Raw genomic sequence first — 22,754 nt, 5'->3', positions numbered from 1 at the left:
GTTTCGCGGTCGGTAAGAGAGCGCAACCAGCAACAGGGAGGAAGCAGCATGCAGCACGTGCACCTGAAATTTGGATCGATACAAATTCATGCTCAACGCGTGTGCCGCGGCCTGTTGCTGTGTGCGCTGTGGCTGGCATCCACTGCAGCAGTGGCTGCACCACTGCAGGCGCAATGGAGCTTCCGCCTGCTACCGGGCGATGCACAACTGCAGACGCATCCGGGCATGGATGCGTGGAAACAAGCAACGGTGCCAGGCAGCGTGCATACCGATCTACTCGCTGCCGGCTTGATCGGCGATCCTTATGTCGGCGCTGCCGAAGCTGGCCTGCAGTGGATCGGTCTCGCTGATTGGGAATACCGCGCCCGCTTCGATGTGGATGCGGCAACCCTGGCGCGTCCGCATGCCGAGCTGCGCTTCGATGGCCTGGACACCTTTGCCGAGGTCCGCCTCAACGGCGAGCCGCTGCTGAAAGCCGACAATGCGCATCGCACTTGGCGTGCCCGCGTGGATGGTCGCCTGCGTGCGCAGGGCAATGAGCTGCAGATCGTGTTCCGCTCGCCGATCCGCACGCTGCTGCCGCAGGTGCAGGCCATGCCGCACAAGATTGCCGGCAACTATCCTTCGCCCTACGGTGATGAGCCCAAGGACGCGATGGTCGGCAATTTCCTGCGCAAGCCTGCCTATCACTTCGGCTGGGACTGGGGCCCGCGCTACGTTACTGCGGGCGTTTGGCGGCAGGTGCATCTGGATAGCTGGGATCAGCAGCGCATCACCGATCTTGCAGTACGCACCGATGCGTTGGATGCGGACAAGGCACGCTTGAGCGTTCTATTGCAGGTCGAGCAGGCCGATGCCGCCGCCACCCAGCAGGTCGTCATTGATGTGCGTGATCCGGAAGGAAAGCCGGTTGCGCAGGTCACGCGCGAGATCGCGCTGCAGCCCGGCGAGAACACTGTTTCGCTGCCGCTGCAGATCGACAAGCCGCGCCGCTGGTGGCCGGTGGGCTATGGCGCGCAGGATCGCTACACCGTGCAGGCGCGCCTCGGTGAGGGCAAGCAGGACGCGCTCACGTCCAGCATCCGCATCGGCCTGCGCACCGTGCAGCTGCAGCGCGAAGAGGACAAGGACGGCGGGCAGGGCTTCGGCTTCGTCATCAATGGCGTGCCGGTGTTCGCCAAGGGTGCGAATGTCATTCCGTTCGATGCCTTCCCGGCACGGGTGACGCGCGAACGCCTGCGCCGCGACCTGCAGGCTGCGCGCGATGCCAACATGAACATGCTGCGCAACTGGGGCGGTGGCTATTACGAAGACGATGCCTTCTTCGACATCGCCGACGAACTCGGCTTGCTGGTGTGGCAGGACTTCATGTTCGGCGGCGGCATGCAGCCAGGTTATGACCCCGCATTCCGGGCAAACGTCGTTGCTGAAGCGCGCGACAACATCCGTCGCCTGCGCCACCACCCCAGCATCGTGCTGTGGTGTGGCAACAACGAAGAAGAGACCGCGTGGAAGGATTGGGGCCACGGCAAGAGCTTGCAGGAGGCCGATCCGGTATTCGCCGCGAAGGTCTGGCAGGGTTATGTGGACCTGTTCGGCAAGGACCTGCGCAGCGTCGTCGCCGAGGAAGGTCTGGGCGTGCCGTACTGGGCCAGTTCGCCCAGCAATGACCTGGACACCAAGGCCAATGACTCGCGTCGCGGTGACAAGCACTACTGGGAAGTCTGGGGCAACCCGGCGCTGCCGCCGACCGCCTACCTGAAGGAAACCCCGCGCTTCATGTCCGAGTACGGCCTGCAGGCCTGGCCGCAGCTGTCGACCATCAATGCCTTCGCCAAGCCGGAAGAACAGCAGGTGGATGGTCCGGTGATCCAGGCGCACCAGAAGTTCCTGGCCGGCAAGGGCAATGAACGCCTGCTGCATTACATCGAGATGGAATTCGGTATGCCGCGCTCATTCCCTGACTTCGTCTACCTCAGCCAGATGATGCAGGCCGAAGGCATCGAGCTGGCTGCGCTGCACCACCGCGCCTCGCGTCCGTACACGATGGGATCGCTGTACTGGCAGCTCAACGATGTATGGCCGGGCGCGTCCTGGTCCAGCGTGGATTACTTCGGAAACTGGAAGGCACTGAACTTCCACGCCCGGCGCTTCTTCGCCGAGGTGGCAGTGGCCGCACTGCGCGATGAAGGCAGTACCCGCTTCAGCCTGCTCAATGATGGTCGCGAGACCGTACAGGGGCAGTGGCGTGTGCGCGTATTGGATTTCGATGGACGTGAGCTGCAGCAGCAGCGCAAGCCGATCAGTTTGCCCGCGCTGGCGGCCACCGAGGCAGCACGCTTCAGCGACGCCGAGCTGCTGCAGGGCGCAGATCCCAGTCGCAGCGTCGCCGCTTTCGAGCTGCTGCGTGGTGATGCAGTAGTTGCACAGCGCCTCGTCTATTTCGTCCCCGCCAAGCAGCAAGCCTTGCAGCCGGCACAGCTGCACAGTGAGCTGCGCACCGAAGGCGATCATTACCTGCTGCAGCTGCGTGCCGACAAACTGGTCCGCGGCATCTGGATCGGCTTCAACAACGCCGATGCCAGCGTCGAGGACAATGCCTTCGACCTGCTACCCGGCCAGACCCGCACGTTGGTCGTGCGCAGCACCGCACCGCTTTCCACCCTGCGCACGGCCCTGCACCTGCAGACGCTGGGCGACACCCTGCAGTCCCGTCCCGTTGCATCGCAAGACAACGCTTCCGTCGAGAGGATCCACTGATGACCCGTTCCCTGCGTACCGCCCCCCTGGTCGCCGCGCTGATGCTGGCGCTTTCCGCCTGCAGCCAGCAGGCCGCCGCTCCCGCCACCACCCCGGCTGCACCGGCCGCAGCTGCTGCACCGGCTGACGCCGCACTTCCGGCCGTCGATGACGCCGAGGCCGCACGCATGGCCGAGCAGGTCCGTGAGGCCACCCGCCATGCCTGGCAGGGTTACATGCAGTACGCCAAGGGACACGACGACCTCAAGCCGATCAGCGGCCAGCCGCGCGACTGGTATCCCAAGCCGCTGCTGATGTCGCCGGTCGATGCGCTGGACACGCTGCTGCTGCTCGGCCTGGACAAGGAAGCCAATGAAGCCCGCGAGCTGATCGTCACCCAGCTGTCCTTTGACCAGGACATGGACGTGCAGAACTTCGAGGTCACCATCCGCCTGCTCGGTGGCCTGTTGTCGGCCTACCAGATGACCAACGACGAGCGCCTGCTCAAGCTCGCCGATGACCTGGGCACACGCCTGTCGCCGGTCTTCGACAGCCCGACCGGCCTGCCGTACACACACGTCAACCTGCATACCGGCAAGACCAGCGGCAAGATCAGCAACCCGGCCGAAACCGGCACGCTGCTGCTGGAGTTCGGCACCCTGGCCAAGCTCACCGGCAAGCAGGCCTACTACGACAAGGCCAAGCGCGCCCTGGTGGAAACCCACAAGCGCCGTTCCAAGATCGGCCTGGTCGGTTTGAACATCAACGTCGAAACCGGCGAATGGACCAACAAGGACGCCTCGATCGCCGGTGGCATCGACTCGTACTACGAGTACCTGCTCAAGTGCTGGAAGCTGTTCGGCGACGAAGACTGCAAGAAGATGTGGGACGAGAGCATCGGCCCGATCAACCAATACCTGGCCGACGAAGTGCGTGAAGGCGAGCTGTGGTATGGCCACGCCGACATGGACACCGGCACCCGTACCTCCACCACCTACGGTGCGCTGGACGCGTTCATGCCGGGCCTGCTGGCCCTGGGCGGTGACCTGGATCGCGCCAAGCGCCTGCAGGAATCCAACCTGAAGATGTGGCGCCTGCACGACATCGAGCCGGAGTCGCTGGACTACGCCAAGATGGAAGTGCGCTCGCCGAGTTACGCGCTGCGCCCGGAGATCGTCGAGTCGGCTTACTACCTGCACCACTACACCGGTGACGCGCGCTACCGCGGCATGGGCAAGGAGTTCTTCGATGATTTCGTGCGTTACACCCGCACCGATCACGGCTTCTCAGCGCTGAAGGACGTGCGCAGCAAGGAGAAGGACGACTCGATGGAGAGCTTCCTGTTCGCCGAGACGTTCAAGTACTACTACCTGCTGTTCGCCCCGGCCAAGACCCTGGACTTCGAAGGCGTGGTCTTCAACACCGAAGCCCACCCGCTGCGCCGTACCTGGTAAGGCCGAGCAGTTGCAATGCTTGAGCCCCTCTCCCGCACGCGGGGTAAGAGGGGCAGTTTGCGAACCACCGGTTCGCTGCTCCCTCGAACGCCCTTGCGCCGGCGCAAGGGCCGGGGCGCGGAGCGGGGGTTGGGGTGAGGGCAGCTTGTGCCCTTGGACTTCCTCCCCTTGGTTGCCACTGCGGAAAGGCTGGGCGTTGCCAGACTGACCCAATCTGCTCAATCGCCCGCAGCCCATCACAAGCCAACCGTAAGACCACGCTAAACTCCGCCACAACACGGACCATGGTGGGGGCCGATGGAGCTGCATTCCATCCTGATCATCGACGACGACGCAGCTTCGCTGGCGAGGCTGGCCAGGCTCGTGTCCGGATTGCTGGCCGACCAACAGCCACAGATCCACACGGCCGACAATCTCGGCAGCGCCCGCAAACTCCTGCAGACCCATCACGTCGACCTCGCCCTGGTGGACATGCAACTGCCCGACGGCACCGGCGTCGAACTGATCGGCTGGATGCAGCAGCACGTGCCGCAGCTGCAGGCGGTGATTGTGTCCGCGTTCGCCGAAGAGGAAGCCATTCTCGCCGCGCTGCGCGCAGGCGCCGTCGGCTACCTGCTCAAAGACCGCGACGACATCGAGCTGAGCATCGCGCTGCGCAGCCTGCAACGTGGTGGCGCACCGATCGACCCGATGATCGCCCGGCGCATTCTGGCCTTGCTGCCGCCTGTGCAGGCACCGGTCGTTGCACCAGCAGCGCCAAGCGTGCACCTGTCCGAGCGCGAACTCGGAATTCTCACTCACGTCGCACAGGGCTATGGCAATCGCGAGATCGCTGAGCTTCTGGGGCTGTCACGGCTGACCATCGACGCGCACACCCGCAACATCTATCGCAAGCTTGCGGTAGGTTCGCGGACTGCGGCGGTCTACGAAGCGCGTGCGATGGGACTGCTGCCTTGATCCGCTGGTTGCTGCTGGTGTTGTTATTCACATGCATGGTCAGCGCCAACGCGCAGACCGCGGACATCACCCGCATCACTGACGCCGAGGCGGTGCGCGCCGACTGGCAATCGGCAGCGCCTCCCGCGCAGGGCTGGGTGCCGGTGTCTCTGGCTGACCAGTGGCAGACCCGCTGGCCCGATCACGATGGCGTGGTCTGGTATCGGTTGCGTTGGCAGCAAGGCGATGCCAACCAACCGACGGGTCTGTTACTGGACTACACCTGCATGGCGGCGGCGGTCTATCTCAACGGCAGCCTGATCGATCGCGACGCATCGCTGGTCGAGCCGCTCTCACGCAGCTGGCATGTGCCGCGCTATTTTCTGTTGCAGTCGCCGTTGCTGAAACAGGGCGAGAACGAACTGCTGGTGCGGGTATCGGGCCTGGCTGCGTACCAACCATCGCTTGGTGTGGTGGATGTAGGCGATCCGCAGGAGCTGCAGGCACGCTTCCGCAAAGAAGTTTTCGTCCGCCACGACCTGCAGGTTCTGGACAGCGCGATCGGCTTTGTGCTGGCGGCGGTGATCGGCATGTTCTGGCTGCTGCGCCGCAAGGAGTCGATGTACGGCTGGTACGCCTTGAGCGCGGTGTTCGGACGCCTGTACGACAGCAACTTCTTTGCCAGCAGCCCGTGGCCATTCGCCACCACCGATGGCTGGCAGGCCTTTATCGGTGCCTGCTACGTCGCAGCGGCCGCAGCGCACACGATCTTCCTGCTGCGCTTCTGCGAGCGCCGCTGGCCGCGACTGGAGCGTGTGCTGTTTGCCATTGCTGTGCTGGTGATGGCTGGCGCCTTGTTGGTGCCGCAGTGGATGGGGCCGAACCGCAACTTCTATCTGGTGCCGACCATCGCCTTCCTGTACGTGGTGTCGTTCACCTTCATGGGCTATGCGCTGCGTAGTGGTCGTCGCGACTACCAGGTGCTGGCGCTGTGCATCATCCTGCCGATTGCGGTGTCGCTACACGACCTGGGTGTGTACATGGGTTGGTATGGCGGCGTCAGCTACCTCGGTTCATTCACCTCGCCGCTGATGTTGCTCGGCATGGGCTTCGTGCTCGCGTACCGTTTCGCCAACACCATGCAACGGGTCGAAAGCTTCAACGAAGAGCTGCGTCATGAGGTGCAACAGGCGACCGCGCAGCTCGCCGATACCCTGCAGCAACAGCATGCGCTGGAACTTGCCCACAGCCGTGCTGGCGAGCGCCTGCAGTTGGTACGAGACCTGCACGATGGTTTCGGTGGCACCTTGGTGGGTGCCATCGCACGCTTGGAGCAGGCACCGGAAGACATGCCGCGACAGAAGGTAATCGGCGTGCTGCGCGAAATGCGTGATGACCTGCGTCTGGTCATCGACAGCACCGCGCGTGAGCACGGCGATCTTGCCGAGTTGCTGGTGCCGCTACGGCACCGTGCAAGCGGCCTGCTGGACGCGGCCGATATCACGGCATACTGGCACCTGCATGATATCCAGGGCGTGGAGCTTGGGGCCTCGCGCAGCCTGGACCTGCTGCGGCTGCTGCAGGAAGGTTTGACCAATGTGTTCAAGCACAGCCGTGCACAGCGTGTGGATGTCCATCTGCAACGACATGGCGAGCAGCTTCAGCTGCATATCGATGACGATGGCATCGGTATAGGCGATGTTGGCGTGGGTGCTGCCAGCGGCGCAGGGCTGATCAGCATGCAACTGCGTGCACACCGGCTGGGCGGGGTGCTGCACATCGGTCAGCGTGAGGGCGCCCCTGGCACCCGTATGGCGCTAGTGCTGCCGCTGCGGGGTTAGCTGCCGCAACGCCGCAGGCAGAGGCCTTTGTTGGTGCCTACCTGATTTCGTGGATAGGCGGGATGTCATGGTCCGGCCTAGCGTGTGCTCTTGGCGGGATCGGGGCAGCAATCACATGCGTGGCGGCGCGCTATCTGTGTTCAATTCTTGGTCTTTGCGGGCAGCGATGGCTGGCTTGCCCGTGTCGCCGGATGTATAGCGTGGCAGCCGTCGCGGTGCGGATCGAGAAGCGGTGGGACGCGCCAGTACCTGGTGCCAGCGTGACCGCGAAATCCTGGCGTTGCGGTGTCTGCAATGGAGCATGGATCGTGCATGACGCTGGGCTGCGTCGCGAGGTTGAACTATCCATTGCCAGTTCGGCGTGGCATGTCGTCATCCGCGAGCAGCAGATAATGCAGGTGCAGGTGCTGCATATGGTGCGCTGAGTGGTTGAAAGGCAGGCTCAACCCCGCGATGGCGCCAACGAATGCCGGGCGCTGGTGATCGTGGTTTAAACCTTTTCGTCGTTTCGAGCATCCAAGACTGGAGTCGGTAATCGCGGTGGTCGCGATTCGACCTACCCAAGCCAGTCACGACCGGAGCGAGACGATGCGATGTGCAAGCCCCCGAAACCTGCTGTGCCTGGTGGCGTTTCTGTATGTACTTCCCTTCCAGTTGGCTGCAGCCACGCTGGATGCTGCCAATGATGCGACGCGCCGTTTCATCGCCAGCACGATGGTGGAGAGAGGCATTCCGGGGCTGCAGGTTGCGGTGATCAAGGACGGCAAAGTGGTGCTCTCGGAGGCCCGCGGCCTGGCCAATGTCGAGTACAAGGTGGCAGCTACGCCCGCAACTCTGTTTCCGATCAACTCGGCGACCAAGGCGTTTACCGGTGTAGCAATGATGCAGCTGGTCGAAGCCGGGAAGGTCGATCTGGATGCACCCATCTCAACCTATCTGCAGCAACTGCCCGCTGCATGGAGGGGGATTCGGGTACGTCAGCTGCTCGCGCATACCTCCGGTTTGCCGGATATCGTCAATGCTCAGGGGCTGATTGGTGGTGGCTCCGAGGCGCAGGCCTGGAAGCTGGTTGAGCAACTTCCGCTACAGGCCCTGCCGGGTGAGCGCTTCGCCTACAACCAGACCAACTACGGCTTGCTGGCCAGAATCATTGGCCAGCGCAGTGGCAAGCCCTACGAGGATCATCTGGTGGCCAGTCAGTTCAATGTTCTGGGCATGCAGCATGTTGGCTTCGGTGGCAGCTACGATGTGCTACCGAATGCGGCCACCATGTACAGCTTCTTCCCCCGCAGCAGTGATGCCGCCGATGCACCAAAGCGCCTGTCACGTTGGTTTTACGACATGCCGCAAGGCCTGTGGGCTGGCGGTGGTATCCAGACCACGGCTGATGATCTGGCACAGTGGTTGGCAGCCTTGTTGCAGCAGCGCGTGCTGCGCGCAGATAGTCTTGCGCGGATGTGGACGCCAGAGCGTTTGAACAACGGCAACGAAGGTGATTGGGCCGCAGGCTGGCCAGTGTCCGGCCCGGCGGGGAAGCGACAGGTCAGCAGCTTTGGTGGCGCACGTGCGGCGTTCGTGGTCTATCCGGACGAAGGCTTGGCGGTGGTCGTGCTGACCAATCTTGTCGGTGCCAACCCGCAGCAGTTCACCGGTCAGATTGCCGATTTCTACCGTTAGCAGCGTAGTGCCGAGCCATGCTCGGCAGAGGCTTTCCAAGCAATGCCCTGTAGTGCCGAGCCACGCTCGGCAGAGGCTCTACCGATAGCGCTGCAGCCGAGCATGGCTAGGCTCTACCGGGATCGCATGCATTGCCAGCTTCGCGGCTGATGCCGCTCCTAGAAACTCAATACAGATCCATCGGGTCCACATCCAGCGACCAGCGCACGCGGCGCGCCTGCGGCAGACCATAGGCCTGCGCCATCAAGCCATCCAGCGCAGCATGCAAGGGTCGCCGCTGCTCGGCGGACAGCAACAGCTGCGTGCGCTGGAAACCGGCACGGCGCGGCATCGGCGCCGGCATCGGTCCAAAGCGTTCGACGTCGTTCTGTTCGGGAAGCAGGTGCTTGAGCGCAGCCAGGAATTCATTGGCCTGCTCCACCTGCTTGGCTTCGGCACGGAGCAAGGCCATGTGCGCGAACGGTGGAAACCCGGCCGCTTCGCGCTGCAGTAGTTCGGCTTCGGCAAAGGCGTGGTAACCGCCGTTGACCAAGGTGTGAAGCAAGGCGTTGTCCGGATGATGGGTCTGCAGCCAGACCTCGCCGGGGCGCTCGGCACGACCGGCGCGGCCAGCGACCTGGATCAGCTGTTGCGCCAGTTTTTCACTGGCGCGGAAGTCGGCCGAGAACAGGCCTTCATCGATGCCGACGACGACCACCAGGGTTAGCTTGGGCAGATCATGGCCCTTGGCCAGGATCTGCGTGCCAACCAGGATGCCTGGTTGATCGCCGAGGGTTGCCAGCGTCTGTTCCAGCGCATCGCGGCGACTGGTGGTGCTGCGGTCGATGCGCAGCACCGGGTAGTCCGGGAACAACTGCAGCAGGCGTTCTTCCAGACGCTCGGTACCAATGCCCTGCGGTTGCAGTGCAAGGCTGGCGCAATCCGGGCAGGCCAGCGGCACCGGCTGACGCGCGCCGCAATGATGGCACTGCAGGCGGCGGCCGCCGCCGTGCACGGTCATCGGTGTCTTGTGCAGCGGTGTGCTGCAGCGTTTGCACGGTGCGGTCCAGCCGCAGTCATGGCAGAGCAGCACCGGCGCATAGCCGCGCCGGTTCTTGAACACGAGGACCTGGCTGCCGGCTTTCAAGTGCTGCTCGATACCAACCAGCACTTCCGGTGACAGGCCATCCTGCAGCGGCCGCTTGCGTACGTCGAACACGCGCACGCCCGGCGGCTTGGCGTCACCGGCACGTTGTTGCAGACGCAGATGGGTGTAACGGCCGCTGCGTGCGTTGTGCAGGGATTCCAATGAAGGCGTTGCGCTGCCCAGCACTACCGGCACGTTCAATGCCTTGCCGCGCACCATGGCGAAATCGCGCGCGTGGTAACGGATGCCGTCCTGCTGCTTGTAGCTGCCGTCGTGTTCCTCGTCGATGACGATCAAGCCTGCCTGCGGCAGTGGCGTGAAGATCGCCGAACGGGTACCAACAATGACCCGTGCTTCGCCGCGCGAGGCGGCTGCCCAGACGCGTGCACGTTCGTTGTCGTTCAAGCCCGAGTGCAGCGCATGTACGGGAATCCCCAAGCGGCTGCGGAAGCGGTGCAGGGTCTGCGGAGTCAGGCCGATTTCCGGGACCAGCACCAGCGCCTGCTTGCCTTGCTGCAGGCAATGGCAGATCGCCTGCAGGTAGACCTCGGTCTTGCCGCTGCCGGTAACACCGTCGAGCAGGAAGGGCTGGAATCCCTCGGCTGCCTGCAGCGCGTCGATCGCCTCTTGCTGCTGCGGGTTGGGTGGCGGGCCTTCCACGATGCGCGGCTGCGGAATCACCGCCGCCACTTCGATGCGCTGCGCATGCTCGCGCTTGAGCAGCGCGCGGGCGGCGCTGCGCCAGTCTTCCAGCTGGTCATCCAGCAGGTCTTCATTGACCGCACCCTCCAGTAGCAACGTGGCCAGGCGTTGCGGACGGGTACCGCTGCGCAGGCGGTCGTAATCGGCGCGACCGGCCTCGGTCAGTTGCCATGCCCAGCCGTGGGTGTCGGGCAGCGGCTCGCCGCGCCGCAGCGGCGCCGGCAACGCGGTGGCGATCACCTCGCCCAGCGGGGCATGGGTATAGCGCGCCAGCCAGCGCAGCGAGGCGCTGAGTTCGCCTTGCAGCAGCGCGGCCTCATCCAGCCATCGCAGGGCCGGACGCAAGGCCGCCGGGTCATCGCTGTGGCCGATGGCCTCGACCACCCCGACCAGCTCGCGCGGACCGAATGGCACCCGCAACCGACGTCCCACATCGCTGGCCTCGGGCGCGGGTGCGCCGGCCGGGGGCAGGTAGTCGAACAGCTGAGGCAGGGGCACCGGCAGGGCGAGGCGCAGAGTGGGGCAGTCAGGCATGGGCCAAGTTTAGCCGTAGCCGGAGGTTTGGCTGCTGCCATTCACCCGCGTCCAGATGCTGTGAACTCCTGCATAAATGCGGCGTAAACGCTGGCTGCGCTTGGAGATTTATTGTTATCCACACTTCCTGTGGATAACTCTGTGGGTGAGTAATGTGCTCCACGCGTTCAGGGCGATGGAGCAAGCCTTTGGGTCAACTTGGTCAAAAAATAGCCACATCAATTATTTAATTAAAATCAATAAGTTATCCGTGAAACAAAAAAGAAATACAGTCTCACGGCGGCTTGCTTGAGTCGCTTGTCATAGCGTATTGACGCTGTGCACAAGTTGTTGCAGAGGCTTGCAGAATCGGTCCGGTGATGGCCTGGGGCGTCGGCAGCGCGGTGTGCGCTCGGTATCATCACGGCATGACGGAGTTCACATGATGGCTGCACCAGCCCCTCTTTCGCCGGCCGCAGCCAATGCTCTGTCCGCCTTTTTGCGCGGGGTGGAACGCCGCGCCCTGGTTGTTGCTGAATTGCAGGCCGGCGATGCCGCCGTCGGCGAGCGTGCGGTGGCCGTGGCCATGCGTGCCTTTGCCGGGCATGCCGCGCAATTGCTGATGGTCGAATGGCCGGCCCGCTTCTGGGGCCTGCTGTGCAGCACCCCGCAGTTGCTGAAGCCAACCAGCCCAGGCAACTGGGAGCCGGCCTTCGCCCATCTGGGCACGCTGGCAGCGGGCGAGCGCCTGGCGCTGCTGCTGCGGATTGGCGCCGGTCTGGATGAAGCCCCCGCCTCGGCGGTGCTGGGTGTGGACGCCAATGCCTATCGGCAAGCGCTGGCTGGCGCCTGTCCGATGGATGCCGGTGGCCGCCCGGATGCAGCCAGCTGGCGCGCCTTGGCCGAGCACGTGCAGGCGCTGATCCGCGACCTCTCGCCGCCGCGCCTGCAGCAACTCGAACAGCTGCGCGAATCGGTGATTACCGGCGCCTTGCCTGCTGCGTCGGCTCCGGCCGCCAGCGCAAGCAGCCCGCGCGTGGAAGAGGGTCGTCGCCGCAAGCCTGCGCCGCGGCGCAAGCAGTCCAAACCGTGGATGCTACGTACCTGGCTGCTGCTGTGCCTGCCGCTGTTGCTGCTGGCGGTGGTAGCGCTGTGGTGGTGGCGTTCGCATACGGCGCCGAGCGCCGACCCGAATGGTGGCAATGGGCTGGCTGACAACGGCCCGGTGCAGGTGGAATCGCTGCCCGACGACAGCACCCCGGCTGGACCAGGTGAAGATCCGCACGCGGCCGCCGATGTGGCGATGTTGGCCGATCCGGCGTTGGACACGGCCCGTGATGCCGATTTCCATGCCTGGTATGCAGCCGGTGGTCCGATCCCGGTGGATGAATCACAGCCGCAACCCAGCCGTCCGGAACCGGCCGGTGCAGCGCTGGAGACGAGCGATGCCGATGAATAAGTCTTTTCTGGCGGGGCTGATCCTGGTCGTTGCACTACCGCTGCAGGCTGCCGTACCAGCCGCTTTGCCGGAACTGCCGGCCGCGCCCGGCAGTGCCGGCTTGATCAGCACCCGGGATGCATGGGCCTCGATGAGCCCGGCGCAGAAGCGCGAGGTGCGCAGTCGCTATGCAGCCTGGCAGGCACTGCCGGCCGGTGAACAGCAGCGCATCCGCCAAGCGGCGGCGGCAATCGCCGCGTTGCCGGATGCACAGCGACAGGCCCTGCGTGCGCGCTATACGGCTATCGACCAGATGCACCGCGATGGTTGGTTGCTGGGTCCGCAGCTGGGTGTGTTGTATCCGCGCCTGCAGCCCCTGTTCGGCTACCTGCCGGCGGCTGAGCGCGAGCCGATGATTGCGCTGCTGCGGCAACTCGATGCCGCCCAGCTGGAACAGTTGAGCCTGATTTCGCAGCGCACTCCGCCGCAGCAACGTGAGGAACTGCGCACCCAGTTGCTGGCCTTGGCGCCGGCACAACGCGATGCCTGGTTGCGCGAGAAAGTCGGGCACTAAGTGCCCGGCTGTGCAACACCGCTCTACCCGTTCATCCTAGGTGCGGGGCCGTAACCGCGTTGCCACGCTAGAATAAGCAGTCCGCGACCCGGCATCTGTGCGCTTCCTGCGCCGGCCGCAGTCCGCGTCTCCCTTGTTTATGTCCATGTCTCCCGCCACGCCGCGCTTCATGCAAGAAGTGCGGACGACCGGTCTGCTTGCCCTGCCTCTGGTGCTGGGTCACGTCTCCACCGGTCTTATTGCCTTTGTCGACAACACCATCGCCGGCCACCACGGCACCGATACCTTTGCTGCGGTCAGCATTGGTACGGCCCTGCTATGGCTGCCGATGCTGGTGCCGATCGGCACCCTGATCTCGCTTACCGCCTCGGTATCGCAGCTGCACGGCGCTGGCCGTGACCGCGAAATCGGCCCCTTGTTCCGCCAGGCACTGTGGCTGGGCGTGGGTCTGAGTGCGCTGATGTTCCTGTTCCTGAGCGTGGTGCCGGCGTTCCTGCCAGCGTTTGGTATCGCACCGGAAATCGTGCCCGGTGCCACCGACTTCCTGCATGCCATCCGTTGGGGCGTGCCTGCGCTGACCCTGTACTTCTGCATGCGCTACCTCAGTGAAGGCATGCATTGGACCCTGCCGACCATGCTGATCGGTTTCGGTGGCCTGCTGGTGCTCGGTCCCTTGGGCTACGCACTTTGCAACGGCAAGTTCGGCTTCCCCGAGCTCGGTGCCGAAGGTCTGGGCATCGCCTCCTCGGTGACCATGTGGGTACAGGCCATCGCCTTTGCCACTTACCTGTGGACCACCAAGCGCTTCGCCCACCTGCAGTTGTTCAGCCACTTCGAGCTGCCGCGCCCGCGCGCGGTATGGGACCTGCTGCGTACCGGTTTGCCGATCGGCATCACCGTGCTGATGGAAGGTGGTCTGTTCATCATCACCGCGCTGCTGATCGGGCGCATTGGTGCCACCGAGGCCAGCGCGCATCAGATCGCGATCAACGTGGCGCAGCTGTGCTTCATGATCCCGATGGGCGTGGCCGAGGCCACCACCGTGCGCGTCGGCCACGCCGTCGGCAGCAACGATCCGCTGGGCGTGCGCCGGGCAACCTGGGCTGGCTACGCGATCGTGCTGGTGACCCAGATGGTGTCGATCACCGCCTTGTTGCTCGGCCATGACGTGGTAGTGGGTCTGTACACCGACGACCTTGCGGTGGCCGCCCTGGCCTCCACCTTGCTGTTGTATGCAGCCACCTTCCAGATCCCCGATGGCATCCAGGTGTTGTCCGCTGGCGCCTTGCGTGGGCTCAAGGACACCCGCGTGCCGATGTTCATTGCCATGTTCGCCTATTGGGGCGTGGGCATGCCGGTCGGCGCCGGGCTTGGACTGGGGTTGGGCTGGGGCCCGCAGGGCATGTGGATTGGCCTGATCATTGGTTTGACCGTAGCCGCGGTGCTGTTGGGGTGGCGGCTGCGGGTCAGCAGCAGCCGGCTTATCGCCCAGGCTACCCCCCTGACTTAAAGGCCATGCCGGCGGCGCCCGGTTATGCGTATCCTGACTTGCAACCAGCCCCCAACGGAGCGTCCATGAATCCCCCTCCAGTGCCACGCCGCAATCCCGTTGCCAGTTTTTTCATCGGCATCTGGGATGTGATGAACTTCACCCGCCGGTTGATCCTCAACCTGCTGTTCTTCGGCTTGTTGTTCCTGATCCTGATCGGCTTGATGGTTGCCGTCGGCAAGGGCGCCTCGTCGGCGCCAACGCTGCAGGAAGGCACCACCTTGGTGATCGCTCCGGAAGGCCGGCTGGTCGAGCAGTACAGCACCGACCCGCTCAGCCGCGCGCTGGGCAAGGCGCTGGGTGAAACCAATGCCGAAGAGCTGCAGCTGCGCGATCTGATCCGCGCCATCGAAGCGGCCAAGGACGACAAGAAGATCAACCGCGTGGTGCTGCAGCTGGACAAGCTGCAACCCAGTGGCTTTGCTTCGATGCGTGAAGTGACCGCTGCGCTGCAGGATCTGCGTGCTGCCAACAAGCAGGTCGTGGCTTTCAGCGAAAACATGGGCCAGTCGCAGTACCTGCTGGCCGCGCAGGCCGATGAGGTCTATCTCGACCCGATGGGCGGTCTGTTGCTGGAAGGCTTGGGCCGCTATCGCCAGTACTTCCGCAGCGGTCTGCAGGACAAGCTGGGCGTGGACGTGCATCTGTTCAAGGTCGGCGAGTTCAAGTCTGCCGCCGAGCCCTATGTGCTCGACGCCGCCTCGCCGCAGGCCAAGGAAGCTGACCTGTTCTGGATGAACGACGTGTGGCAGCGCTACCTCGGCGACATTGCCAAGGCACGCAAGCTCGACGCCGCACAGCTGGCCGCCGGCATCGACACGCTGCCGGAAGGTGTTGCCGCAGCCGAAGGCGATCTGGCCCGTTTCGCCCTGCAGCAGAAGCTGGTGGATGGCCTGAAGACCCGCGAAGAAGTGGACGCCCTGCTCACCGAACGCGGCGTTGCCGACGGCGATGCTGACGGTGGCTACCGCCAGATCGGTCTGGGCGACTACCTGACCCAGCTCGATGCTCGTCGCTCGCCGATGGATTCGCGTCCGCAGGTTGCCGTGGTGGTTGCCGAAGGCGAGATCGCCGGCGGCGACCTGCCGGCTGGCCGTATCGGTGGCATCTCGACCTCGGCGCTGCTGCGCGAGGCACGCGACGACGACGACGTGAAAGCGGTGGTGCTGCGCGTGGACTCGCCGGGCGGTGAAGTATTCGCCTCCGAGCAGATCCGCCGTGAAGTGGAAGCGCTCAAGGCCGCAGGCAAGCCGGTGGTGGTGTCGATGGGTGACATGGCCGCATCCGGTGGTTACTGGATCAGCATGAACGCCGACCGCATCTATGCCGACGAATCCACCATCACCGGCTCGATCGGCATCTTCGGCATGATCCCGAACTTCGCCCGCAGCCTGGACAAGATCGGCGTGCACACCGACGGTGTCGGCACCACCCGTTTTGCGGGTGCGTTCGACGTGACCCGGCCGATGGACCCGGCCGTTGGCCAGGTGATCCAGTCGGTGATCAACAAGGGCTATGCCGATTTCACCGGCAAGGTGGCAACGGCACGCAACAAGCCGGTTGAAGCGGTGGATGAAGTTGCACGCGGTCGCGTGTGGAGCGGTGCGCAGGCCAAGGAGCGTGGTCTGGTTGATGCCTTCGGCGGTTTGAAGGCGGCCGTTGCCGATGCGGCGCAGCGCGCCAAACTTGGTGAAAGCGACAAGTTCCGCGTGCGTTACATCGAGAAGGCAGCCACCCCGTTCGCGCAGTTCATGACCGGCTTTGCCGGCAGCCGCGCTGGTGCCTGGATGCTGGCCGACTCGGGTATCGCACGCATGCTGATCGCCAAGCAGATGCCGGAGCTGGACACCCAGCTGCGCTTCGTCGAAGACGCAGTGAAGGACCGCAATGGCGCACCGGTGAAGTCGCTGGCGTATTGCTTCTGCGGTTTGTAAGCGAGCTTGATGGATGAGTGCAGACAACGCCGCCTTCGGGCGGCGTTGTCGTTTCTGCCCTGTAGTGCCGAGTCATGCTCGGCAGGGGCTTTCCAAGCAATGCCTCTGTAGTGCCGCGCCATGCTCGGCAGAGGCGTTACCGGTAGGGCCTATTGCCGAGCATGGCTCGGCACTACATGTGGGTTTTCGCGGTAATGCCCCTGCCGAGCATGGCTCGGCACTACAGGTGACGCGCTATTTGGCGGTAGCGGTATCGGCTGCTCCAACCGCCGCATCCAACTCGGCCTTCTGCGCCTTGCTGGCCTGCTCGGCCGCCGCTGCGGTGGCTTTGGCCTGGTCCAGATCTTTCTTCATCGCATCACGCAGCGCGGTGGCCTGCGGATCGGGACGGCGTTCGGTGTCTGGTGCTTGCGGCTTGCACGCTGCCAGCGCAAGCAGCAACGGCACCATCAACAGGGAAAGACGCTTCATTGGCATGCTCCGCTGGGCTCAGGCAGCTATCCTAGCCCCATCTTCCCGCAGCGTCCTTTCACGGGCGCCGCACCCCGCATCGATGAGGAAACACAATGAACCCGCAGCGTTGGCGCCTGGATGGGCAAACCGCCTTGGTCACCGGAGCCAGTGCCGGCATTGGCCTGGCAATCGCACGTGAACTGCTGGGTTTCGGTGCCGATGTGCTGATCGTCGGGCGCGATACCGATGCGCTGGAAACCGCACGCGATGAGTTGGCGGATGCGTTTCCCGAGCGTGCCATCCATGCGCTGTCAGCCGACGTCAGCGATGACCAGGATCGGCAGGAGATCCTCGATTGGGTTGAAGACCACAGCGATGGCCTGAACATCCTGGTCAACAACGCCGGCGGCAATACCACCAAGGCGGCGACCGAGTATTCCGAAGACGAATGGCGTGGGATCTTCGAGACCAACCTGTTCTCGGCATTCGAGCTGTGTCGCTACGCGCATCCGCTGCTGACCCGGCACGCGTCCTCGGCCATCGTCAACGTCGGCAGCGTCTCCGGCATCACCCATGTGCGCAGCGGCGTGGTCTACGGCATGACCAAGGCGGCGATGCAGCAGATGACCCGCAACCTGGCCTGCGAGTGGGCCGAGGACGGCATCCGCGTCAATTCGGTGGCACCGTGGTACATCCGCACCCGCCGCACCTCTGGGCCGTTGTCCGATGCTGACTACTACGATGAAGTGATCGCGCGCACGCCGATGCGACGCATCGGTGAGCCGGAAGAAGTAGCGGCCGCAGTGAGCTTCCTGTGCCTGCCGGCATCGAGTTATGTGACCGGCGAATGCATCGCGGTGGACGGCGGCTTCCTGCGTTACGGCTTCTGAGTGCTGCAGTCGCTGCCAGCCAGCAGCGACTGCAGGCGGAGGTATTTCTTTTGTAGCGTCTCGGCTTGGCTGGCCGCGGCAAAACGCCATTCCGATTCGGCTTCGTTTGCCCATTGCTGCCAGGTAGCGCACAGCTGTGCCGGGTCGACTGCCGTGCAGGTGTCGCGGACCACTTCGCAGGCATCACCGGCACCGGTGTTCGGGTTGCCGTCCAGCCCGGTGACCTGCATGGTCACGCAGCGCGACGGCGGCTCGCTGGTTTCGCTGAAGTAGTTCTGGCCTTCGCGGGTGCGGCACTGGAACAGCTCGGGCAACGGAACCGGTGGCGCTGTCACAACGGCGGTGGCCTTCGTCGGTTCGGGTGCCGCCGCCGCAGCGGGTGCCGCAATCAGTTGCGGTAGCGATGCGGGCGCCGGGTTGGCAAACGGCGGCGGAGGTGGCGGGGTTTCCACCGCCTGCATGACTTTTTTACTCTGCTGCTGCGTGCCCTTGGGACAGGGCATGTTCTGCACGGTAAGCGCGCCAGCGGCATCAGTGCAGCGGTAGAACACGATCTCGCCGGCCTGTGCACTGGCGCTGGCCAGAAGTAGAAGCACGATCAGGCACCGCATCAGGTTCCCCCGCAATCCTGTTCAAGTCGTGCGTCGATGCCGCGCTGTTCGCGCGTCAATTCCTGGCGCTCGCTCTGCAACGCGCTGTTGTAGCGACGGATCAGTTCCCAGCGACGATCACGCAGCCGCGCGCAGACTTCCTGCGGTGGCAGGGCATGGCAGCTGTCGCGCACCAGCACCGAGCCCATCGGAACCGCGACACCTGCTCGCCATGGGATACCGCCACCGCCGGGAGGGCGCGGCGGGCGCGGGCCACCATGGCCGGGACCGTGATGGGTCGGGTAGGCATAGCCCCAGGTTGGTACCCAGCGTGGATTGCCTTCGTTGTTGTCGCTGGTATAACGCTCGCCTTCGCTGGTGACGCACTCGTACATCGGTTGTGGCGGCTGCACCGTGACCACCCGCACCTCGCGCTGAATCACAGGTGCGGTAGTTGGTGTTGGTGCTGTGGAGGCCTGCCGAGGTGGTGGATCCTTCGGTCGCGTCATATCCAGCACCTGCTGCTGGGTGGCCTTGGTGCAGGGGGCATCCTGCAGCGATACCGCGCCATTGCTGCCAACACAGCGGTAGATGCGGACATTGTCCGTCGAGCTGGCGGGAGGTGGATCAACCGCCAGGGCCACGCCGGGCATCCAGATCAGGCAACCGAGCAGGGGCAGGCGAGCGCGCATATCGGCAGTGTGCCACGGTGGCCGCCTTGGGAAACGCCCCTGTAGAGCCGAGCCATGCTCGGCTGAGGCTTCACCTGTAGTGGGGGGGGGGGGGACGGGGCGGGGCGGCGCGGGGCGGGCCCTCGCCCCCCCCCCTGTCCCCCCCCCGCCCGCCCGGCTCCCCCCGCCCCCCCCCCCCCCCCCCCGCCCCCCCCTCCCCCCCCCCCCCCCCCCCCCCCCCCCCCCCCCCCCCCCCACTACAGGTGACGCCTTGTCTGCGCATGGCTCCGCGCTCCCGCGCCTGCCGCAAACCGCAACCTTCACCAGCACAGAGCAACGGGTGCTAGGCTGCGCAAAATTCACCCTGCGGACACCCCATGAACAGATCAGCTTTGCTGATGGTCGCGGCACTCCCCTTCGCCGGGGTCGCATTCGCAGAATCTGCCAACGCAGCCATCCCATTGCTCAACGGCAGCTGTCCGGGCGGGCTGGAAATCCATGCCGACGACGGCGGCCCTGTCTACCTCAACGGCAAGGAAACCACGCTCAAGCGCTTCAACGACAACTACTACGAAGCCCGCGACTCCAGTAGCGGCGTGACCTTGTCGATCTCCCGTTCGGCCGATGGCGGCACCCAGGTTTCCTATACCGGCGCTGGCGGCCGCAATGGCATCTGCAGCCTCAATTCAGCGCCAGCGGAAGCCGCACCGGCCCGCGACAGAGCCTTGCCGCATGAAGTCACCTGCGAGTCCGTAGGCAAGGCGCAGACCGAATGCGAGATGGATACCCATGGCGACGTGCGCCTGGTCCGCCAGCTCAGCCATACCGAGTGTGTGCAGAACCAGAACTGGGGGCTTTACCACCACTCGGTCTGGGTCAAGGATGGTTGCCGCGCGGTCTTCAGCAACGCGGGTAACGGGCGTCCAGCGCAACACGCTGCAGGCACTGGTGCTGGAAGCGAGCTGCTGGGTGCATGCAATATGCGGGCGAACGCGCAGGGCACCGTGGTGGTTCGAGTTCCAGTCAACGACGAGGTAACCGAGCTGATCATTGACTATCCCGATGGGCGCTTCCTGTGCATGGTGCGCAATGATGGTTTGGTTGAATCATTGACGCGTATGCGAGCGAAGCGCTGAAAGATACGGAATGCTTCGTGGCTGCATCGGCCGGCAAAGCGCTTACCCCTCCCCTTCGCTACACGAAAGGGAGGGTGCGAAGCAGATAGTGCCGAGCCAAGCTCGGCAATTGCTTTCAAACCCGGTCTGCCCGACAGGAATAACAGCCATAGCGCGCAAAGTGCAGATGCACATAGGCCACGGCAGCGTCATCAAATGCCTGCTGCAACCACTCGGCAACGTTGAGCCCATCGCAGACCTCGGCAAATATGATCCGATCCTCTGCGTTGTAGGCTCGCAACGACATCAAGCGGCGCTGCACTTGCAGCGGCACCTCGTCGACCATCAGCTCCGCGCGCGACACACCACGACGGACAAAAACAGGCCCACTGGCCCGATACGGCGAATCAGCCGGCTGATGCTGGTACGGCAGCAGCAACAATTCGTCACCTATCTCGGCATCAGCAAGGCTCACCCGGCACGGAAACCCCGACGCCGCCATCGCAGTGACGCGTTGCATCTGCCGTGCTGCAAGCACCGCATCGTCAAGATGGAATAGTTCAGCAAAAGGTTCTGGATTCAGACCGCGCAGCAGAAAGGAAGCCATACCGATTCCAAATGATCATGGCCCTGCAGCGTGGCCTTGCCGGCGAACCAATGCTCGCCAGAATCGGACCTGCCATTGCACTCAGGCCAGAAGAACGAATGAGGACGGGTTCGCTTCTGTACCGACCGCATTCCTGCCACGCGCTTCCTATTCGGCTCGCACCAACGCAAACCAGCGATAGACAAGGTATGCAATCACCGCCACCACCGGTAGCAAGCTGATCCACAACGGCAGATTGGCGGCAAAGAACATCACTGCAAAGCAGGTGAACGCAAGGAACGACAGCACCATGGCCCAGACGTTGAACAACGCCATGTCAGCAGCATCTTTCCCCAAAGTGTTTTCCCGCCGATTCCTGCCTGAGCGCTGCCTGCGCAACACCCATATATCGGTAACGAAATCCACAATTCCCTCAATCAACCCGCCGAGCAAGCCAGACATGGTGGAACCCTGGTAGCCATGATGAATACGTGGATAGTCACAGCGCGCCAGTGGGCCGTCAAGCCAAACGCACGACCTGCGCAAATCCAATCCCCTCTGGCCGGTCTGAGCCAACGGCCGGCCACGCCAGCGCATGAGTCGCGCCCGCCATGTGATGTGGCAATCAGCGCGGAGGCACGCCGTTCTTCAACCACTCTCACTGCGTATGCGGGTGCGCCAGCTCCTGGGCAAGCCCGATCAGAATTCCCTCGACACCACGGATGTAGCAGAGCCGATACGTATCCTGGTAGTTGACCACCTCATCAACCACCGTCGCGCCCAGCCTGCCAAGCCGAGCAAGTGTTTCTTCAAGGTTCTCCACCGTGAACATGACACGCAGATAGCCCAGGGAGTTCACCGGTGCCGTTCGGTGATCGGACGCGATCGCGGGCGCGTCGAAGCGTGAGAGCTCCAGCCGGCTATGGCCGTCGGGAGTGCGCATCATCGCAATCTCCACACACTGATCACGCACGCCAGTAACACGGCCCGCCCACTCGCCTTCGATCGTCATGCGGCCTTCGAGGCTGAGGCCGAGTTCGCTGAAGAAATCAATGGCACCGTCCAGGTTCTCTACAACGATGCCGATGTTGTCCAAGCGCTTGACCGTCATACACATTCCTCGTTCCTTGGCACCAGGGTAGAAACCGGCTGATCAGCTTCCGTTGACACATTGGGGCGATGGCGGGGTAGCTGTAAACGACCGGCACATGCTTGACGCTTTGCCGGGCTACCGCTGTGAGCGCAGCGGCCTACCTGTCCATATCGCCCGAGCCACTGAGGCGTACCGATGCCCTCCCCGGCCCAAGCCACATGAGTAGCTGCCCGGGTAGACGATGGCATCGACTGCAACCGTTCACTTACCTTTGCACCCAAGTGAAGAATCAGCTGCAAAGCGTCCTTGGCACGCAGGCGCATGGTGGCAAGGTAGTCACCAGTTGGCAGTCAAATCGAAGTGAGCAGCTTGAAAGACCAGTACAGGCCAATCACTAGTTGAGTGATGAATGCGACGAACCGCAGCGTCACTGCTGCCGAAGAAGATGACGCCAGATGGATCAGCGACTGCACGAAACGCGCCGCCACCAGTACGTAGGCCAGCGGATCGGTAATGTGTTCATGCCCGCTGACAATTGCGATCAGCAACAAACCACCCAGAACCGGGATGTTCTCGATGCAGTTCGCGTGAGCACGCGCCAGCCGTTGCATGAACGGAGAAAGATTCGCGTTGTCCGGCCTGAACTCATTCGCCGGAACTGTCCCTTGAAGGGCGAGCTTTGACCTGATGACTTCCATGAGCGCCATAAGAACCAGCGCCCATACGACAAACAAGGTGAGTGCGATCAGACTTGGCGAAGCCATTGCTATCACTCCGTGAAAGTTGGGATCCTCGCGAAACTATCAGCTGGATGCCCGTGTGGCCTCTGAGCCCAGCGCTGCATTCTGGCGCGTCGCCCCCACATTGGTAAAC

General features: G+C 63.8%; 20 protein-coding genes. 12 read left to right on the top strand and 8 right to left on the bottom strand.

The features are described from left to right. The first annotated feature begins 48 nt into the window (after positions 1 to 48). The 6 genes from ACVOLL_RS15310 to ACVOLL_RS15285 all read left to right on the top strand — a co-directional run bounded on the left by ACVOLL_RS15310 (position 49) and on the right by ACVOLL_RS15285 (position 8,647). Complete coding sequence (locus ACVOLL_RS15310; RefSeq protein ID WP_481513666.1) at positions 49 to 2,760, top strand: beta-mannosidase; 2,712 nt, start codon at positions 49 to 51, stop codon at positions 2,758 to 2,760. Beyond that, positions 2,760 to 4,193 carry a glycoside hydrolase family 47 protein gene (locus tag ACVOLL_RS15305; protein ID WP_481513665.1) on the top strand — a complete coding sequence of 478 codons (1,434 nt, stop codon included), beginning with the start codon at positions 2,760 to 2,762 and terminating at the stop codon, positions 4,191 to 4,193. Before ACVOLL_RS15310 ends, ACVOLL_RS15305 begins: the two co-directional genes overlap by 1 nt. A gap of 297 nt (positions 4,194 to 4,490) precedes the next feature. Then, positions 4,491 to 5,150 carry a response regulator gene (locus ACVOLL_RS15300; RefSeq protein WP_481513664.1) on the top strand — a complete coding sequence of 220 codons (660 nt, stop codon included), beginning with the start codon at positions 4,491 to 4,493 and terminating at the stop codon, positions 5,148 to 5,150. Then, a complete protein-coding gene (locus ACVOLL_RS15295) occupies positions 5,147 to 6,970 on the top strand; it encodes a sensor histidine kinase (protein ID WP_481513663.1) in 1,824 nt (607 codons plus the stop codon). The genes ACVOLL_RS15300 and ACVOLL_RS15295 overlap by 4 nt, the downstream gene beginning before the upstream one ends. Before the next feature lie 260 nt (positions 6,971 to 7,230). Beyond that, positions 7,231 to 7,395, top strand: coding sequence for a hypothetical protein (locus tag ACVOLL_RS15290; protein WP_481513662.1), 165 nt, complete (start codon positions 7,231 to 7,233; stop codon positions 7,393 to 7,395). Positions 7,396 to 7,594: 199 nt separating this feature from the next. Continuing rightward, complete coding sequence (locus tag ACVOLL_RS15285; protein ID WP_481513661.1) at positions 7,595 to 8,647, top strand: serine hydrolase domain-containing protein; 1,053 nt, start codon at positions 7,595 to 7,597, stop codon at positions 8,645 to 8,647. 166 nt (positions 8,648 to 8,813) lie between these two features. Here ACVOLL_RS15285 and ACVOLL_RS15280 read toward each other — a convergent pair whose 3' ends face one another. Continuing rightward, entirely contained in the window at positions 8,814 to 11,009 is a 2,196-nt protein-coding gene (locus tag ACVOLL_RS15280; RefSeq protein WP_481513660.1) for a primosomal protein N', read from the bottom strand. Positions 11,010 to 11,430: 421 nt separating this feature from the next. Here ACVOLL_RS15280 and ACVOLL_RS15275 point away from each other — a divergent pair, with 421 nt between their 5' ends. The 4 genes from ACVOLL_RS15275 (at position 11,431) to sppA (ending at position 16,483) form a co-directional block, all read left to right on the top strand. Beyond that, positions 11,431 to 12,447, top strand: coding sequence for a hypothetical protein (locus tag ACVOLL_RS15275; protein WP_481513659.1), 1,017 nt, complete (start codon positions 11,431 to 11,433; stop codon positions 12,445 to 12,447). Next, positions 12,440 to 13,000 (top strand): DUF3106 domain-containing protein, encoded by a 561-nt coding sequence (locus tag ACVOLL_RS15270; protein ID WP_481513658.1) that lies wholly within the window; start codon positions 12,440 to 12,442, stop codon positions 12,998 to 13,000. The genes ACVOLL_RS15275 and ACVOLL_RS15270 overlap by 8 nt, the downstream gene beginning before the upstream one ends. Positions 13,001 to 13,139: 139 nt before the next feature. Then, positions 13,140 to 14,510 carry an MATE family efflux transporter gene (locus tag ACVOLL_RS15265; RefSeq protein ID WP_481513657.1) on the top strand — a complete coding sequence of 457 codons (1,371 nt, stop codon included), beginning with the start codon at positions 13,140 to 13,142 and terminating at the stop codon, positions 14,508 to 14,510. 65 nt (positions 14,511 to 14,575) lie between these two features. Continuing rightward, positions 14,576 to 16,483 carry a signal peptide peptidase SppA gene (sppA, locus tag ACVOLL_RS15260; RefSeq protein WP_481513656.1) on the top strand — a complete coding sequence of 636 codons (1,908 nt, stop codon included), beginning with the start codon at positions 14,576 to 14,578 and terminating at the stop codon, positions 16,481 to 16,483. A gap of 234 nt (positions 16,484 to 16,717) precedes the next feature. Here sppA and ACVOLL_RS15255 read toward each other — a convergent pair whose 3' ends face one another. Continuing rightward, positions 16,718 to 16,954 carry a hypothetical protein gene (locus ACVOLL_RS15255; protein ID WP_481513655.1) on the bottom strand — a complete coding sequence of 79 codons (237 nt, stop codon included), beginning with the start codon at positions 16,952 to 16,954 and terminating at the stop codon, positions 16,718 to 16,720. Between the two features lie 95 nt (positions 16,955 to 17,049). Here ACVOLL_RS15255 and ACVOLL_RS15250 point away from each other — a divergent pair, with 95 nt between their 5' ends. Next, positions 17,050 to 17,826: an SDR family oxidoreductase gene (locus tag ACVOLL_RS15250; protein ID WP_481513654.1), complete on the top strand. Its 777-nt coding sequence runs from the start codon at positions 17,050 to 17,052 to the stop codon at positions 17,824 to 17,826. Here ACVOLL_RS15250 and ACVOLL_RS15245 read toward each other — a convergent pair. Beyond that, on the bottom strand, positions 17,814 to 18,437 hold the full coding sequence (locus ACVOLL_RS15245) for a DUF4124 domain-containing protein (protein WP_481513653.1): 624 nt from the start codon (positions 18,435 to 18,437) through the stop codon (positions 17,814 to 17,816). The two genes, ACVOLL_RS15250 and ACVOLL_RS15245, sit on opposite strands and share 13 nt — an antisense overlap. After that, positions 18,437 to 19,108: a DUF4124 domain-containing protein gene (locus ACVOLL_RS15240; RefSeq protein ID WP_481513652.1), complete on the bottom strand. Its 672-nt coding sequence runs from the start codon at positions 19,106 to 19,108 to the stop codon at positions 18,437 to 18,439. The genes ACVOLL_RS15245 and ACVOLL_RS15240 overlap by 1 nt, the downstream gene beginning before the upstream one ends. A gap of 356 nt (positions 19,109 to 19,464) precedes the next feature. Between ACVOLL_RS15240 and ACVOLL_RS15235 the strand changes: the two genes are divergently transcribed. Beyond that, positions 19,465 to 20,223 carry a DUF3011 domain-containing protein gene (locus ACVOLL_RS15235; RefSeq protein ID WP_481513651.1) on the top strand — a complete coding sequence of 253 codons (759 nt, stop codon included), beginning with the start codon at positions 19,465 to 19,467 and terminating at the stop codon, positions 20,221 to 20,223. A gap of 115 nt (positions 20,224 to 20,338) precedes the next feature. On the opposite strand, the gene ACVOLL_RS15230 is transcribed toward ACVOLL_RS15235, so the two are convergent. The 4 genes from ACVOLL_RS15230 to ACVOLL_RS15215 form a co-directional block, all read right to left on the bottom strand. Next, positions 20,339 to 20,809 (bottom strand): DUF1203 domain-containing protein, encoded by a 471-nt coding sequence (locus tag ACVOLL_RS15230; RefSeq protein ID WP_481513650.1) that lies wholly within the window; start codon positions 20,807 to 20,809, stop codon positions 20,339 to 20,341. A gap of 147 nt (positions 20,810 to 20,956) precedes the next feature. Beyond that, entirely contained in the window at positions 20,957 to 21,250 is a 294-nt protein-coding gene (locus tag ACVOLL_RS15225; protein ID WP_481513649.1) for a hypothetical protein, read from the bottom strand. Between the two features lie 196 nt (positions 21,251 to 21,446). Further along, positions 21,447 to 21,899 (bottom strand): VOC family protein, encoded by a 453-nt coding sequence (locus tag ACVOLL_RS15220; protein ID WP_481513648.1) that lies wholly within the window; start codon positions 21,897 to 21,899, stop codon positions 21,447 to 21,449. Positions 21,900 to 22,231: 332 nt separating this feature from the next. Continuing rightward, entirely contained in the window at positions 22,232 to 22,645 is a 414-nt protein-coding gene (locus ACVOLL_RS15215; RefSeq protein WP_481513647.1) for an MAPEG family protein, read from the bottom strand. Positions 22,646 to 22,754 lie beyond the last annotated feature (109 nt).

This window comes from Stenotrophomonas sp. STEN035 (assembly GCF_056759935.1).
The sequence above is the reverse complement of the archived record's forward strand: the minus strand, read 5'-3'. Positions and strand labels throughout refer to the sequence as shown.

What these genes read in the sequence shown, in the direction of transcription:
- ACVOLL_RS15270 (WP_481513658.1), top strand. Translation starts at nt 12,440, where the DNA reads ATGAATAAGTCTTTTCTGGCGGGGCTGATCCTGGTCGTTGCACTACCG.
- ACVOLL_RS15220 (WP_481513648.1), bottom strand. Translation starts at nt 21,899, where the DNA reads ATGACGGTCAAGCGCTTGGACAACATCGGCATCGTTGTAGAGAACCTG.
- ACVOLL_RS15215 (WP_481513647.1), bottom strand. Translation starts at nt 22,645, where the DNA reads ATGGCTTCGCCAAGTCTGATCGCACTCACCTTGTTTGTCGTATGGGCG.
- ACVOLL_RS15305 (WP_481513665.1), top strand. Translation starts at nt 2,760, where the DNA reads ATGACCCGTTCCCTGCGTACCGCCCCCCTGGTCGCCGCGCTGATGCTG.
- sppA (WP_481513656.1), top strand. Translation starts at nt 14,576, where the DNA reads ATGAATCCCCCTCCAGTGCCACGCCGCAATCCCGTTGCCAGTTTTTTC.
- ACVOLL_RS15225 (WP_481513649.1), bottom strand. Translation starts at nt 21,250, where the DNA reads ATGTCTGGCTTGCTCGGCGGGTTGATTGAGGGAATTGTGGATTTCGTT.
- ACVOLL_RS15240 (WP_481513652.1), bottom strand. Translation starts at nt 19,108, where the DNA reads ATGCGCGCTCGCCTGCCCCTGCTCGGTTGCCTGATCTGGATGCCCGGC.
- ACVOLL_RS15310 (WP_481513666.1), top strand. Translation starts at nt 49, where the DNA reads ATGCAGCACGTGCACCTGAAATTTGGATCGATACAAATTCATGCTCAA.
- ACVOLL_RS15245 (WP_481513653.1), bottom strand. Translation starts at nt 18,437, where the DNA reads ATGCGGTGCCTGATCGTGCTTCTACTTCTGGCCAGCGCCAGTGCACAG.
- ACVOLL_RS15230 (WP_481513650.1), bottom strand. Translation starts at nt 20,809, where the DNA reads ATGGCTTCCTTTCTGCTGCGCGGTCTGAATCCAGAACCTTTTGCTGAA.
- ACVOLL_RS15255 (WP_481513655.1), bottom strand. Translation starts at nt 16,954, where the DNA reads ATGAAGCGTCTTTCCCTGTTGATGGTGCCGTTGCTGCTTGCGCTGGCA.
- ACVOLL_RS15265 (WP_481513657.1), top strand. Translation starts at nt 13,140, where the DNA reads ATGTCCATGTCTCCCGCCACGCCGCGCTTCATGCAAGAAGTGCGGACG.
- ACVOLL_RS15280 (WP_481513660.1), bottom strand. Translation starts at nt 11,009, where the DNA reads ATGCCTGACTGCCCCACTCTGCGCCTCGCCCTGCCGGTGCCCCTGCCT.
- ACVOLL_RS15250 (WP_481513654.1), top strand. Translation starts at nt 17,050, where the DNA reads ATGAACCCGCAGCGTTGGCGCCTGGATGGGCAAACCGCCTTGGTCACC.
- ACVOLL_RS15235 (WP_481513651.1), top strand. Translation starts at nt 19,465, where the DNA reads ATGAACAGATCAGCTTTGCTGATGGTCGCGGCACTCCCCTTCGCCGGG.
- ACVOLL_RS15275 (WP_481513659.1), top strand. Translation starts at nt 11,431, where the DNA reads ATGATGGCTGCACCAGCCCCTCTTTCGCCGGCCGCAGCCAATGCTCTG.
- ACVOLL_RS15300 (WP_481513664.1), top strand. Translation starts at nt 4,491, where the DNA reads ATGGAGCTGCATTCCATCCTGATCATCGACGACGACGCAGCTTCGCTG.